This window comes from Varibaculum cambriense (assembly GCF_022133705.1).
GTDB classification, from domain to species: domain Bacteria; phylum Actinomycetota; class Actinomycetes; order Actinomycetales; family Actinomycetaceae; genus Varibaculum; species Varibaculum cambriense_A.
Genome location: NZ_JAKNHJ010000018.1, coordinates 21,863 through 37,129 on the forward strand (window position 1 = coordinate 21,863; position 15,267 = coordinate 37,129).

The window sequence follows — 15,267 nt, forward strand, 5'->3', positions numbered from 1 at the left end:
GTTAAGATTTATTAAGATAATGTCCGCGGGCGGGGTGCTCACTTTGGGGAGCACCCCGCCCGCGATTTACTGTTTGTAATCGGTCTAGTTTGTGCGACGTCGAAGAGCTACCGCCAAACCTGCTGCCACAAATCCTAGCCCTAGTAGTGCAATCATTCCTGCTTGCGAACCAGTGCTAGCGGTTTGCTGATTTGAGCTTCCAGGAGTTTTCTTCCCGCCAACAGCAGGCTGACCCGAGTTATCTTTACCGGGTTTAGTCTCACCAGTTCCGGGTTTAGGTTTATCAACGCCAGGTTTACCGGGTTTATCCGTACCGGGTTTGTCACCCGGCTGTTGCGGATTGTCCCCCGGTTCCTGCGGATTCACTACCGGAGGCTGCTGGTTAGCTTTAAACACGTGAGTGAAAGGAGTAGCTACCCCTGCTTCGTATCCCTCACAGGTGGAAGCCACGCTTACTTGTACCGTCACGTCCTTGTCCGAATCGGCAACCGTTACCTTACCAGCTTTAGCGACTTTTGCCTCTTGATCGTCTACTTTCACCGAATATTCCAGGCAAGTAGGGGCATCAGGCACGGTATAGGAACGGTCATTATCATCGAACGTTACCGCAGGAGCAGTCAGTTTCTTTTTAACGACCGTCATCGTAACCATAGTGGTCTCCCGTTTCCCGTCGCCACTGTCAGCGACTAGCTGAACTTGTTGCGCGCCCAACTGTAAAGAGTTGGGATGCGGATATCCCCAGGAGTATTCCACTGCGTCCTGCGGCTTTACTACTTTGCTTTTTGCCTCAGGTACCGCGTCAGAATACTCAACGGTAAAATCTGTGCCACTAAGCTGTGGTTTTTCCGCAGCTGGAGCATTCGGATCGTAAACTGGCTGCCCAGCAGGGTTATATTCAGTCTCCACATATTTGATTACTGGGCTGATGTGAACCGAGTTCGCCTTGAGACTACCCTCATTGTGGGATACTACCCGCAAATAATCGCCAGCTTTCAAAGCAATCTGCTCATTGAAAACAAAGTCGCCTTTCTGCCTGGAAATTTTTAAATCCACGCTCTTGAGCACTTTGTTATTGAGCATCAGGGACACAGTTACCGTGGCATTTGGGTCATGATTATTTTGACGCAGATACGGTTCATCGTCCTTAATCTTGAAAGTTACTTTTCCGCTAGCAGGAGCCTTAAAAGCCATCGCAGTATCGGGAGTTTCACTGGAGAGTAGACCGTGAATATTTCCGCGCTGATCTGGAGCTTTCAAAGCGCCCTGGTTGTGATCTAGACCAGGACCGTAATACTGGTTATACGCCCAGTTATGCCAACCGTCATTATCATAGGTGGTCATATTTGCCCAGGTGTTACCCTGTTTAATCTGTGCAAACCAATATGGTCCTTGCACGCCCATCCATTTATTATTTCCAGCCGGAGTCTCCCGATAGTCTCGCACCCAGTCAAAATCGGAAACTACCTTGACAGTATATTCACTGGCTTGCGCGCCCTCTCCGATAATGACTTTCGCGCCCTCGGTAATCGGATCATCCATACCTAGCTGAGTGTTACCGGACATAACTTTGGCTTTAACCCCTGCTGGCAACCCTAATTGGGCGAGGAAATTCTTTACCAGCGGAGCTTTGTTACTACCTGCCGCTGCAATCGCCACGGTTATCGTCTTCGCTTTATTATCAATTTGATAGGGCGAAGCAGTCGGATTCGGAGCAGGTACTGGTATTTCCGCTGCTCCTATAGTAGGTAGACCAGAAATAGCCGTCCCAAAGAAGTCGTGTTCTACCGTATAACCATTCGCGTCAGTAATGGTTTTGCCGTTCCCGATAGCGGCGGATCCCGCTACCGGCTTGAATCCATCAAAAACGGTGGTGGCAGTAGAACCATCATGGATGCGAGCCTGGTGATTACTCGCCATCTCAACCGCAGCTGGGTTCTGCAGAACCGGTGTACCTTTAGCTACTACCTGCTTATTGGCATCTTGAGGGGTAGTAGCAAAGTTGTAATACAGGTTATGGTCATAAATCTGGTTTCCGGGCTTCCAGTTCTCTTCAACTTTAGTAACCCCATCTGGTTTATAGAAGATATTGTTTTCTATTCTGGTGGGGGCATGACCACGGGTAATAATTTTGGATCCTTCACCCATAATGAAGGTGTTGTTGTAGACGTGAGCATCTTTCTGATCGGGGATATCTAAAGCTCCCCGGACATCACTGTGGGCTATGTTGTAGCGGAACGTGTTATGCAAAGAACCGTTATTACAGAACATAATGGTAGCGCCAGTATTGGCATAGGAATAGTTGTATTGATATACAGTGCCATCCCCAAAGTCGGCATCCCAGGGCTGACCGTCGCCATTACCGGTAAAAGCGTGACGGGTGTTGAAGGCCTCGTTGTATTGGAAGATGGCATTCTTGCAGCGCCAAGGCCAGATGCCCGCGGCTACCCGCCCCCAGCCAGAACCGGCTGGGCCATTAATGTTATGGGGATGCAGGTAATCCGTGGTATTCATGTGACGTGCCGCCCCATCGGAAACGTTATATTCAATTAAGGGACGGTCACAATACATAGTGGTGATGGAATCGCCACCCGCGTCCTTAATATAGTTGCCGCGAATGACCACTTTACTAGAACCGTATTTAGCGATTATTTCATCAGAGATAGGTCCGTTTTGCGGACGGTCGATAATGTTTTGGTAAGCGGTATAGCCAGCTGCAATCCCCCAGCGGCTAACGGTTTCAACCCGGTTATTTAGAATCTGTAAATCATCGAAGCGAGCAATTTTATCTGCTTCGGTGGCGGGCTTACCACTTTCTGGGTAATGGGCCATGAAATAGATGCCCCCATTAGCCAGATGCTTATCGTAGATATTGCCGTCAATATCGTGGATATACATATCAGCCACTACAATATGGCGCATCGGCCCATTCTCGGCAATCCCGGCTACCCCGGTACGTTCCAAAGCTAAACCGTCATTGTACGCTTTAGGGTCAGCCTCCGGATTCATTTCCCGGTCATTTGTTACTTCCAACCCCGAGATTTCCAAATAATTAACGTCTTTAAGTAAAACCGCACTGGAAATCTCTGCCTTATTGCGGTGAGATTCGATTCGGGCGTGGTAATCCTGATTCCAGCGTCCCGCACCATTGGTGTTAATCACCGGACGAGCACTACCATCCCCATAGGGTTTGATTTGAATCGGGGCATCTTTAGAGCCACTAGAACCTGTCGTTACGTGTATTGCTTGACCATTCCAGGTGTCACCACGTTTAAGCAAGACCTTATCGCCCGGCCCTAACTTTATTTCATTTATTTTTGCCAGAGATTTGAACGGCTTATCCTGGCTGGTACCGGAATTTTGGTCGTTTCCAGCACTGCTGGATACGTAGTAGCTGGTGCCTCTTACCTTATCCATATTAGCCCCCCCATCTGCTGCAAAGGAGCTGGCGGAACTGAGAACCAGACCCGCCGTTAACGCCATGGAAGAACCGAGGATAGTTGCTCGCCGTAGAGCTTTCAACATTACCTTCCCCTTTTTTGCTTTATTGTTATTTTCTATTCACTTTTTCAAACTATGGTTATTACTAAAATCGTTACTTAAACTCTTTTTCAATCAATTTAGCTGCTCCTTCAATCGAAAAATCTTGTACTAGCAGTTTTTCTACCCGCTCAGTAATCAGCTTGGTTAGCTTTTCTTCGCGAAGTGTTTTAACAGCTTGCGGGCGCACTTGTTCAAAACCAGCTTTTCGCCCTTGCTTATCCGTCCACTGCCGGGAAGCATAAAAGCTACGCAACTCGTCCTCGGAAAATTCCATACCAGGATTCTTGGGATTGATGACATATTGCTGAGTCAAGGATGAAATCCGATAACTAATAAAAGTGGCCAGGTCATAGCTTTGCAAGCCATAGACTGGCTGCCCTAAGTCAATCTTTTGCTTATTTTCCTGGTTGGTTCGCTCAAGATCGCGCTGTAATCCCGTAAAAGACGCATCCTTGATCAAACCAGCTTCTTGGAAAAGAGAGAATGCTGCCCGCCAGTTTTTAAGCTGCGCTAAAGCGGAAGTTGCCGCTTCTCTGCTCGGAATATGTCCCTGATAGCTCCGAGACCAAAAGTCCTCGTCCTCAAGGCGAGCACCATATTTACTCACGCATTCCCCCTGTACCTGTTGCTTCACCGCCCGAGCAGCCTGAAGATACTCGGCGTTACTAACTGGGTCGCCGGAGAGCTTAAACATAGTTGCTTCCCCGGTGGAGGAGGTAGTTTTTGCAAAGGAAGAGTGCATATATTTCCAAATTCCGATGCCGATTCCTAACGCCGCCACCAGTGCCGTAACCACTGCTATTACCCATTTACGTGCCGAAAACTTTGCGGGGTGGTGCTGGTTTCTCGTCTTAGCACAGTTCTTCATAGGGACACCTAAAGACTGAAATGCCGAATGGGAAACAGAGGACGTTGGGCAAGACCCGAAATAGTTCGCCGTCGTCTGCTGAGTGGTAGGAACAAGGCAGGATACAGAATGAGACCTCTTCTTTGAAGTAGAAACGATAACTAGCTTGACTTTATAAAAGAAAACCCACACATTCAAGATTGAGAATTATTCCTTATGTAAAGACTCCGGCAATTTCTCCAAAACCAAAACATTAGAGTATTACAAGCTATTGCTGCTGGTAAAACTATTTCATTATTGTTAATCTAAATTTTATGAGCGCAAAGAAGCACCCCATTTTAAAACCAGTAATCAGTATCTTGTTTGCCCTAGCCCTAGCAATTGGGGCAGGCCTAGCCACCCCCTTAAGTGCCTATGCGGCAGAGCCTACTTTAGTAGCTACCAAGGACACTCCGCAGGCGAAAATAGAGCTATACCTAGTATCCGGAAATCCTAAAGCAGCCGGTCAGACCGTTGAATACCGGGTAAAACTAACCAATAAAACCGCCAAAGCTGCCTCCTTTGAGTCAGTGAACTACAACTTAGCAAATGCGGAAGGTTGCAAATGGCGCAACGCTGCCCCCAATCAAGTGCAGGAATGTTATATAGCGGGAATCACGAAAAAACTAACCCACGTAGTTACCCCAGCTGAGGCTACGGCAGGCGGATTTGTCCCCTACGTTACTTTCCGGATGTATTCCGAGGTGGAATATGGCGGTGAAAAAACCAGTCTGGGCGGAATCAACGAAAATAAAATTCCGACCACCCTTACCGTTACCAACCCGAAACCAGCCGGTCAAAAATGGACGTTAGGAGAACGCATCAACTTCAAAGCCACTTTGATTAACCAGACTGGCAAAGCACGGGCACTGTCCGCTAAAAGCTCCAACCTGACAAATTGGGAAGGCTGCAAATGGTCAAATATGCCAGTTAATCGAGAAATGGATTGCGCTGCCCCCTACCATGTAGTCACGGAAGCTGACGTTAAAGCCGGTAAATTCACCCCCGAAATAGTTTGGCAGTATTACCCCAATGCCGGATACACGGGGACAGCCACCTATTATGCGACCACCGAAGCCGAGGCGCTGCCGGTTGCCAACAACTATCTAAAGTTGGATAAGTTTGAGCTGGCTCCCGAGTCGCAAAAAGCTCACTACCAGGTGGGGGAGGTTCTGAAATTCGCGGTAGAAGTTAACGCTAACGGGGACGATGCTTTGAAAGTAGCACCCGTAACCGACACCGCCCTAACTAACCTGACTGACAGCGCCGCCAGCAGCTGCGAGCGTGAAAGTCTGGCAGTCGGGACAGTTCACCGCTGCCAACTGACCTACACCATCACTGAAGCGGATTTAACCCGCGGTGAAGTGGAAGCCAAGTTAGCTATTGACGGGAAAATGGAGCAGCAACTACTTAATCGCATTACTGCCACAACTTTTGTATATACCCAAAAGCAATATCCGCAGGCAGACACGGGCACTAAAGCTAAAGACGCAGATCCGGCAGCGGAAGCTAAAATCAGTGAATTGCACACTGTAGCTACCAGCTCCAAACAGGCGAATATCCGTATTCCGGCAATCGCCGTTGCCCCGAATGGAGATATATTAGCCTCTTACGATTACCGCCCGAAGAACGGCAGCATGAATGGAGGAGACTCCCCGAACGAAAACTCGATTATGCAGCGCCGTTCTACCGATAATGGCAAGACTTGGCAGCCAGAAACAGTGATTGCCCGCGGAATCGTGGGCAGCAACATTGCCGCCCCAAGAGGCTACTCCGACCCGTCGTACGTAGTAGACCATGAAAGTGGCACTATTTTTAACTTCCACGTGTACAGCCAGGTATCGGGAGTATTCGCCAAGAATCCTGCCTATACTTTCACTCCAGACGGCAAAATTGATGAAACTAGCGAACACGCCATGAACTTAGGGCTGTCTGTATCTACCGACAATGGTCACTCTTGGACGCAACGAGTAATCACTGACCAGGTGTTAGGGGAAAAAGCGCGGGAATTGCAATCTTGCTTTGCTACCTCCGGTGCCGGTACCCAAAAAATGACTGCTCCTAACAAAGGACGGCTGCTACAGCAGATGGCCTGCGTCCCGAAGAGCGGAGGGATTGTTGCCTACACGATTTATTCGGATGACCATGGTAAAACCTGGAAATCTGGTAACCCCACCCCAGCAGTAGTTGCGGGTAAAAAGTTTGACGAGAACAAAGTTACTGAACTAAGCGATGGGAGCCTAATCCTGATTTCGCGCTCCCAAGCTGGTGGAGGCCGCATTATCTGTAGCTCTATCGATTCCGGGGAAAACTGGAAAGATTGCCACGTTAGCAATGATTTAGCTGATGAGAACAATAATGCGCAAGTGATTCGAGCTTTTCCAAATGCGAAACCCGGCACTTTACGTTCACAGGTGCTGCTGTTCTCGGGAACCGATAATGGGCGTAAGAATGGATATGTTTGGGTCTCATTTGATGACGGTAAAACCTGGCCGGTAAAGAAACAGTTCAAGACGGGCGGCACGGGCTATACCACTATGACCGTGCAGAAAGATGGCAATATCGGGTTATTGATGGAGCCCAATGGGGGCGGATGGGCAGACATTGCCCACCTCAGTTTTAATCTACGCTGGTTAGAGGACGATTTCCGCACCGAACTTAAAGGGAAAGATGCCGCTGCTAGCGGGCAGGTTGGCAAAGAAATCACCCCGATTTCAGTGACCGATTTATTTGAATGCAACGATCCGGTGCTAGCAGACACTTTCGAGGTAACTGGACTGCCCGAGGGCCTGGTATTCGATAAAGAAACCGGTCAGATTAGTGGCACTCCCGTTGGAAAACTTGAGGCAGACAAAGATTACGAAGTAACCGTTAGCCTCAAGGAAGCCGAAGACGGAACTGGATACCCCAGAGCCGCGCAGGCTAAGCTCGCCCTCAAGATTTCCCCGCGAGATGCCGCCACTCCAGCGCCTACCCCGCAGATCAGTCCGATAGCCGACCAAACCGTAACCGCGGACTCGATGATTACTCCTATTAAGTTAGAGGTTAAAGACGGGGCTATTGGAGCAGTTACCGGACTGCCTGAAGGAGTTAGTTTTGACGCCGCTACTGCAACCATCTTAGGGACTCCCAAGAAAGCGGGCTCCTATGAAGTCACGGTTACGGCTTTGAACGTGGATGGGGAGGAGAAAGCTACTGCTACCTTCACCATCACCGTTGAGGAAGCAACGCCGACCCCCGGAGGCGATCCGGAACCGGGCACGAATCCAGATCCCGGTACAGATCCAGGAACTACCCCTGATCCAGGTACTTCCCCCGGCGATTCCACCCAACAGCCAGGTCAAAGCGGTAAAGACCATAAGAACCTGAAGCCCCAAGCGAGGGGCAAAGCGGCAAACCAGAAAGCTCAAACCGCTACCCCGCAGCGAAAGGGACTAGCGAGAACCGGCGCAAATATGGGAGCCGAGTTGTTGGCGGTCTCGCTATTAATGTGCGGACTGGGTATCGCCACGCTTCAGCGCAGGAGGCGTGGATAGAATCCAGTAACTAAGTAAAGGTTTTGTCTGGTGATGGATTGGTTTCCATCACCGGACAAAACAATTCTAGGCAATGGGATTAATGGGGATTAAGCACTCACGGAGCCTATTAGATCACGTGGGCGATTGGGGAACGCCGGACCGAGAAGCGCCAGTCGGCGCTAAGGCCGCTCGTAGCGGCAATTTTTGGAGCCCGGGGCTAAACGGCCCGACGCCCTTATAGTCTAGCGAAAGCCCTCCACCTGTGCATCTGACCTGGTAGAAGCCGATGATCGCAGATTTAGCCCGGAAAGGGTTTATTATTCTCTTTGCCCTGCGAACCTAAATCTAGCGATAATGGGAAGGTGATTAATACTGCCCGAAAATATCGTTTGCGCCGTCTAGCAGCGCTTTTGATATTGGTTGTTCTGGTGGCAGTAATCGCCCTGGTGGTGAACCTGATTTATGGGTTTATCCGGCAAGAAGAATCCGCTGATTCCATTCCCGAACCCACTATGCCTCCGGTTAGTGCTCAGGGTTTTAATGCTACCGATTTAATCAGCGAAACAGAGTTTACGCGCTGGGATTCCCTGTCCGCCTCCCAGATTCAAGATTTTATTACGGACTGGGGATACGGATGCCGCACAGGTAAAGCTAAGGCCATGCCAGAAAGCACCGGAATGACGCAGGCGAATGATGACAGCAAAAAGCAAGAGGTGGAAGTTCCCTGTTTGAAAGATTTTCGCGCTAGCCTGCCTCCTCATGATCCTGACCGGTTTTGCCCGCAAGCGGTACCGGGTGGAGATAATCTTAACGCCGGTGAGGTTATCGCCCAGGTTTCTCGCAGCTGCCAGATTAACCCGAAAGCAATTCTGGTGACCCTACAAAAAGAACAGGGGCTGATCACCGTTTCTTCTTCCCGGCTTACCCCACGGAGATACGAAATAGCGATGGGCTATGGATGCCCCGATCATACCCAATGTGACCCCCAGTTCTACGGGTTTGGCACACAGGTGTACTACGCGGCGCGCCAGTGGCGACGTTACCAGGTTGATTCCGGTTTATACGATGTGCAAGCTGGCAAACCGGTTACGTTAGGTTACGGCCCGGATTCACGCTGCGGCAGTAAAGAAATAGTTCCGAAAAATTGGCCGACCGCCGCCCTCTACAACTACACCCCCTACTTGGCTTCAGCCGATGCCCTCGCCGGACTCAGCGACGATTGCGCCCAGCCGGGGAATCTGAATTTCTATCAATTTTATAAAGCCTGGTTTGGTGATCCCCGCCAGGGCGGGGGAGAAGTGCTGACCCGCAAAGCTTTGGCTGGGCGGCAAGATCAGCAAAAAGCAAAGCAGTAATAATAAAAAATAGGATTTTGATTGACAATAATCCTTCATTGTTTACGCAGGAAGATGCTAAAATTACGGGGAGCGTTTGCAAGTTGACGCTCTGGCGAAGGATGTTATGGGAGGTATCCTCCGCCTAGGGGAGAATGCCAGGTATTTTCCCCTGACTCGGATCCCTACCGAGGACTGTTAGGGACTTGGGGGCTCAGGTAGGAAGCCTGAGCCCCCAAGCAATTCCTTTCCTTACCCCTGAATGCCTGTTGTCGGTGTGCTTACCTGTTCCCAGCTAACGCTGCCTCCCGCGCGTGCGGGCGGATTTTACCTCGCGCCCCGAAATCCGGAAAATGCTCTGGCATTTTCACGGATTTAGTGCCCGAAGCCTACCCCTCGGCATAAATCCGCCCACACACGCTCACCCTAGCCCCGCGCTTGGAGGTATCGCGCGCAAAGGTCGCGATTTCGAGATGCGGGGAAAAGTTTTATCCGAGTGGGTGCGGTGGGCATAAGAATTCGGAAAACGCCGCTACGTTTTCCGAATTCTTGGGCGGGAGGAAAAACTTTTCCCCGCATATACCGTGTGCAGCAGAAACAATCGGAACCTCGGGATACTCACTTAGATGCAATTAGTCAGCGGGGTCGGGGTTTTTTAGGGCGCTCAGAGGAGAATCTAAAACCAGTGCTTGCAGGTAAAGAACAAACCCGATGCCGAAAAGAGGCATTATGATCAGGGCGCTCCAGAAAAGGCTGGGACGCAAGTAAAGCCCAGCTAGCGGTAAGATCGCGAAAAGTAGGGCGCTCAAGGTGCGCGGCAGGCGTCCGATGGCCAGCAACGCAGCGTTGCGCAAAGTTTGCTTAAACGAGGCCGAGAATTGGGAACTATAGGCAAAGAACCAGATTCCAATGGCGGTTATTACTGCCATGCCGAACAGTACCCCGGCGCGCATTACTAGATGCCAGGTAGGAGAAGCTGGCAGATATTTAACTAGCTGAAGTTGGTAGGCTCCCACTAGTAGCAGAGCGACTAGCAATACTCCTCCGCCGAAGGCTGAACGAAAATCGCTGCGAAAGTGACGCCAGAAAGTAAAACCGGGTCGCGCGCCCTCTTCCCGTACTATCTGTAATAAGACGTAGTAGCCTGCGCTAAGAGCAGGCCCGATCGTGATCACCGGCAGCGATGCTATACAGATAAAAAGGCTGATCATTGCGACATCAGCAATCAAGGTTAGCAGCGCGGCCAAGAAGCCGTAGTGAGAGAAAAATCGGTTCATAATTCCTCAGTTATTTCGTCAGCAGATAGGGGTAGCTAATCCGTGGGTGCCGGACCGGTAGAGTCTCCTATCAACAGACTGCCTCGCAATAATCTTTGCGGGCTTTCTAGTGGTTCCTTATTTATCTGGGCAAATAGTAGACGACAGGAAGTTTCTGCCAGTTGCTCAATGGGCTGCTCAACGGTGGTTAGAGCGGGGTTAGTGTAGCGGGAAAATTCGATTCCATCGAAACCAGTAATTGAAACATCTTCCGGTATTTTCAGTCCTGCATCTATCAAAGCCTTTTGGGCACCGAGAGCAATCACGTCACTAATCGCCACTACTGCCGTAAAAGGAATCTTACGGGCAAGCAGACGGGAAGCCATTTGGTATCCGTAACTAAAGGAGTAGGGATCATCGCCATCTCCCCCTCTTACAATCAGCTTTTCCTCAGCCGTGATTCCCTGTGCGTTTAATGCAGAAACAAAAGCCTTTTCCCGGATTGCTCCCACAGAGCGTTCGCTTTGATCAGGGCCGAGAAAGGCAATCCGATGATGCCCGAGACCAGTGAGGTGAGAGATGATCAGGGAGATTCCGTGTGCCTCGTCAACGCTAACCGCAGCCACGGAATTATCCCAGGCAGGTGCCGGTGGCACAGTGCAAAGGGTGAAGGGGAGGGGAAAGTTATTAAAAATCGCCGTTGATTCGCGCGCTTCTCCTCCTAAGAAAAGCACTCCGGCGGCCTCGGAATCTTGATAGGCACCGCGTCCAATGTTTACCTCATCCGCTTCGTGGGGAACTCGTAATAGCGACATTTGGTAGCCGTGGGCACGGATTGCTTTTTCCAGGGGGTCAATTAGTGAAAGGAAGAAAGGATTGGATGGTCCTTTCATTACTACTGCAATGTTATTGATATTTTGGCATCTTAGGTTCTGTGCGTGCCGATTGGGCTGGTAATGAAGATCTTGTGTAACTTGGAGGATTCGCGCACGAGTAGCCGGGGATATTCCACTCTGATTGTTGAGGGCGCGAGATACCGTAGTAATCCCCACCTGTGCGGCAGCGGCGACATCCCTGATAGTCACGGCGGGTGGCGGTTGTGACATGGGAATAAATCCTTGATTCTATAAGTGTTTGACAGTAGTTAAAGATAACAGGGATTGGGATGGAAGTGTTTTTCCTTCCGCCCCAATCCCTGCTTGATTTAAGGTTCTTAGCCTTTAACGGCGCCGGCGGCCACACCCTCGATAATGTACTTCTGCATGAAAATGTAGAAGATAACAATCGGGATGATCGCCAGCACTAGCATTGCCATGAGGGCACCCATATCCCGGTTGCCGTTAGAGCCCAGCAGGAACTGAACCACGATCGGGATAGTGCGATATTCGCTGCCTGGCCCCAAAACCAGGTTGGGGAGTAGGAAGTCATTCCAGACCCACATGGTATTGAGGATGGCTACGGTAATCGCAGTGGGTTTTAGCATCGGCAGTACTACCCGGAAGTAAGTTTGTACCGGGTTGCAGCCGTCAATAGTGGCGGCCTCTTCAATATCAATCGGAATCGATTTAACGAATCCGGCAAACATGAAGACGCTAAGGCCGGCACCAAATCCCAGATAGAGAACCATCATTCCCACAGGATTATCTAGGCCCAGGATGCTGGATACCTGCACCGTGGGGAACATAACCATCTGGAAGGGGATCACCATCGAGAATACAAAAATGTAATACAGGGCGCTGGTCCACCAACGCTTTACTCGAGTTATGTAGTAAGCAGTCATCGCACATAGCATGACGATAATTGCTACCGATCCGATAGTGATTACGAACGACCACAATATCGAACTAAAGAAGTTCGATAGTTGCAGACCGGTTACGTAGTTCTCAAGCCCAACGAAGGTATCTCCCATAGGAAGAGCGAAAGGATTGTTTGACAGCTCGAACTTCGACTTGAACGAGTTCATAAGAACGAACAGGATTGGCCCTAAGAATATACAGGTCAAAGCAATCAAGACGATATAAATAATAACTTTGCCAATCGGGTTAATCCCGGACTTGCCGGTGTCTTTAACGGGTTTTTGCTTGGCAACAGGCTGCCCGGGGGCAGTAACGGTAGTGGTGCTCATGCTTCAATCTCCCTTGAACGAGTTGCCCGTAGCTGGAACATGGCGATAGCCACCACGACTACTACGAAGATCACTGCTTTGGCTTGTCCAACGCCTTCCATGCCTACCTGGTTAAACATCGAGTTAACGATATTGAGGGCGACCATTTCAGTTTTACCCGAAGGGGCGCCGGCGGTTAACGCCAAGTTCTGGTCGAACATTTTGAATGTGTTCGACAAGGTTAGGAACAGGCAGATAGTGATAGAGGGCATCACCATGGGAATGGTGACGTTGCGCAAAACCTGCCAGCGACCGGCTCCATCAATTTCTGCCGCTTCGGTGAGTTCTGGAGGAACGTTTTGCAGGCCGGCGATGTAGATAATCATCATGTAACCGATTAACTGCCAGTTAATCAGAATAATTAGTCCTGCATAGCCGTATTTCCAGTCTGTAACTAGGGTCGCGCCGTAGTTCTGCAAAAAAGCGTTGATAATAATCTGCCAGGTATAACCTAAGACGATTCCGCCAATCAGGTTAGGCATAAAGAACACGGTTCGGAAGAAGTTAGTTCCACGTAGTTTGCGAGTTAATATCCAAGCGATCGCAAAAGCAAACAGGTTCACGGTAATTATCGAGACTACTACCACCAATATGGTGAATAGGAAAGCAGAGGTAAAAGTATCTCGAGAATCAAAAACTTCTATATAGTTCTGAATTCCGACGAAGGTCGCATCGGTGATAGTGGTGAATTCGCAAAACGACAGGAAAAAACCAACGATGAACGGTATCAGAAAAGCGATCAGAAAGGCTGCCAGAGTGGGCAGCACAAAAAGTGGAAAATAATATTTTAAATTCGACCTCATTGTCTATCCATTTCCTTTGGCCGGTGGATAAAAGAACAAACAAGAACTGGGTTTACTGCTTTAAATCGAGCTTTAACCTAGTTGGTTTATGTCTTTGAAGACGGGGAATGTATTACTTAAGGTCAGGTGGCAGATAAGAACCGGGCGGTTCCTATCTGCCACCTTGTCCCTGCTTGGGCATTCGCCCTCTTTTATCTAACCGAGGTTATATCTCAGTTATCTCTTTTCGGCGGCCCAGCCGTCTTGGAAATTCTTAACTACCTTGTCCCAGTCCAGGTTGCCAATGGCGTACTGTCCTAGATCCTGGCCAAAGTCATCTTTAAACTTTTGGGACGGGTAAGTGGTGAATATCCACGGCACCGTAGTCAGCTTGTCGCTGCTAAGGGAAGCGGCAACTTCCTTGGCCAACGGGTCATTAGGAATCTCGTCAGCAGAGAAAGCCTTGAACGGGGCAATAAAGCCAAGGTCTTCCACCACAGCCTTCTTGCCCTGGGGATCGGAGAAGAGCCAGTTGATGAAATCAATGGTGGCCTTCTGATCCGCTTCCGAGGCCTTGGCATTAACTGCCATGAAAGCTTCGGTACCTACTGCCAGACCCTGCTTTTCTTCACCCTTGTGACCGGTGTAGATAGGCAGCATCTTAATCTTGTCTTCCTTTACTACGTTGCCTTTCTCTTCGGCGACCTGGCTCCAAGCCCAGTTGCCGTTTTGCACCATAGCTGCTTTACCCTGTGCAAACTCAGCCATAGAGTCGGCTACGTTCTTGTTAGGAGTTAGCTTGCGGTCAACAGTCGAGTTATCCAAGTAGAGATCAAAAATATTCTTGAATTCTTTATTGAACTTGAATTTCGCCTTGTCGGTATCGGTAACCTTATCCGCCTGATACTCGTAGTACATGGGGATATTCGATAGGTGGGTCTGCCAACGCCAATCTTCACCTTTAGCCAGCGAAGTGGAGGCAAACACGCCCTCAATTCCGAGGTCGGCTTTGTGAGCTTGCATATCCTCAACAACTTCTTTCAGTTTGGCGAAGTTATTGATTTCATCTACCTTAGTGGCTTTGGCGCCCGGCATTGCGAAATACTTGTCCAGAATCTCTTGGTTGTAGACAATGCCGTAACCTTCTACTGCCAATGGCACCCCGTAAATCTTGCCGTCCTCGCCCTTCAGTGCCAAGTTGGGATCATTGAGATCCTTGGCAAACTTAGTGTCGGTGAGATCCGCAGTGTATTTTTGCCAGCTCTTCAAGCCGACCGGACCGTTCACGTTGAACAGGGTAGGAGCATCAGATTTAGCGATTTCAGACTTTAGCTGCTGTTCGTAGTTTCCGGAACCTACGGTTTGGACTTTGACCTCTACTCCCTTGTCTTTGGTGTAGGTCTCAGCAATTTTCTTAAAGGCTTTTTCCTGCTCCGGTTTCCAGTTCAACATATAAACTTTGCCTTTACCGTCGCCCGCATCAGAGCCTGAAGAGCAGGCTGCCAAGCCGGTCAACGCAAAAGCGCTGGCAACAAAGGTTGCCAAAATACGAGTTTTCCTTGACATTAACGTCCCCCCTTGGACCGTCGATCAGTAGGTGCGGGGTAGCCCCCGCCCTTCGTCGGAAACGTTTCCGATGAACATCTCTACAGTACCAGTTAGTGCCTTAGAAAGGAAGAGCAAAATTAATAATTGTTATCTTTTTGTTAACTTTTGAGGATGAAATATCTGGATCCGCTGATAAACGGCGGCGGCGCGGGGATTATCCTTCCGCGCCGCCGCCTGGC

General features: G+C 49.7%; 9 protein-coding genes. 2 read left to right on the forward strand and 7 right to left on the reverse strand.

Going from position 1 to position 15,267, the window contains the following annotated elements:
- Positions 1 to 84: 84 nt before the first annotated feature.
- Complete coding sequence (locus L0M99_RS08560) at positions 85 to 3,522, reverse strand: right-handed parallel beta-helix repeat-containing protein (protein WP_024060084.1); 3,438 nt, start codon at positions 3,520 to 3,522, stop codon at positions 85 to 87.
- A 70-nt stretch (positions 3,523 to 3,592) separates the two neighbouring features.
- Positions 3,593 to 4,408: a hypothetical protein gene (locus L0M99_RS08565; RefSeq protein WP_024060085.1), complete on the reverse strand. Its 816-nt coding sequence runs from the start codon at positions 4,406 to 4,408 to the stop codon at positions 3,593 to 3,595.
- 293 nt (positions 4,409 to 4,701) lie between these two features.
- Here L0M99_RS08565 and L0M99_RS08570 point away from each other — a divergent pair, with 293 nt between their 5' ends.
- Positions 4,702 to 7,962 (forward strand): exo-alpha-sialidase, encoded by a 3,261-nt coding sequence (locus L0M99_RS08570; RefSeq protein WP_024060086.1) that lies wholly within the window; start codon positions 4,702 to 4,704, stop codon positions 7,960 to 7,962.
- A 344-nt stretch (positions 7,963 to 8,306) separates the two neighbouring features.
- Positions 8,307 to 9,299, forward strand: a complete 993-nt coding sequence (locus tag L0M99_RS08575; RefSeq protein ID WP_024060087.1) for a hypothetical protein — start codon at positions 8,307 to 8,309, stop codon at positions 9,297 to 9,299.
- Positions 9,300 to 9,910: 611 nt separating this feature from the next.
- On the opposite strand, the gene L0M99_RS08580 is transcribed toward L0M99_RS08575, so the two are convergent.
- The 5 genes from L0M99_RS08580 to L0M99_RS08600 form a co-directional block, all read right to left on the reverse strand.
- A complete protein-coding gene (locus tag L0M99_RS08580) occupies positions 9,911 to 10,555 on the reverse strand; it encodes a DUF624 domain-containing protein (protein ID WP_024060088.1) in 645 nt (214 codons plus the stop codon).
- A gap of 35 nt (positions 10,556 to 10,590) precedes the next feature.
- Positions 10,591 to 11,640 (reverse strand): LacI family DNA-binding transcriptional regulator, encoded by a 1,050-nt coding sequence (locus L0M99_RS08585; RefSeq protein ID WP_024060089.1) that lies wholly within the window; start codon positions 11,638 to 11,640, stop codon positions 10,591 to 10,593.
- A 107-nt stretch (positions 11,641 to 11,747) separates the two neighbouring features.
- Entirely contained in the window at positions 11,748 to 12,659 is a 912-nt protein-coding gene (locus tag L0M99_RS08590) for a carbohydrate ABC transporter permease (protein ID WP_024060090.1), read from the reverse strand.
- A complete protein-coding gene (locus tag L0M99_RS08595) occupies positions 12,656 to 13,501 on the reverse strand; it encodes a carbohydrate ABC transporter permease (protein ID WP_024060091.1) in 846 nt (281 codons plus the stop codon). The genes L0M99_RS08590 and L0M99_RS08595 overlap by 4 nt, the downstream gene beginning before the upstream one ends.
- Before the next feature lie 216 nt (positions 13,502 to 13,717).
- Positions 13,718 to 15,046 carry an ABC transporter substrate-binding protein gene (locus tag L0M99_RS08600; RefSeq protein ID WP_024060092.1) on the reverse strand — a complete coding sequence of 443 codons (1,329 nt, stop codon included), beginning with the start codon at positions 15,044 to 15,046 and terminating at the stop codon, positions 13,718 to 13,720.
- Positions 15,047 to 15,267 lie beyond the last annotated feature (221 nt).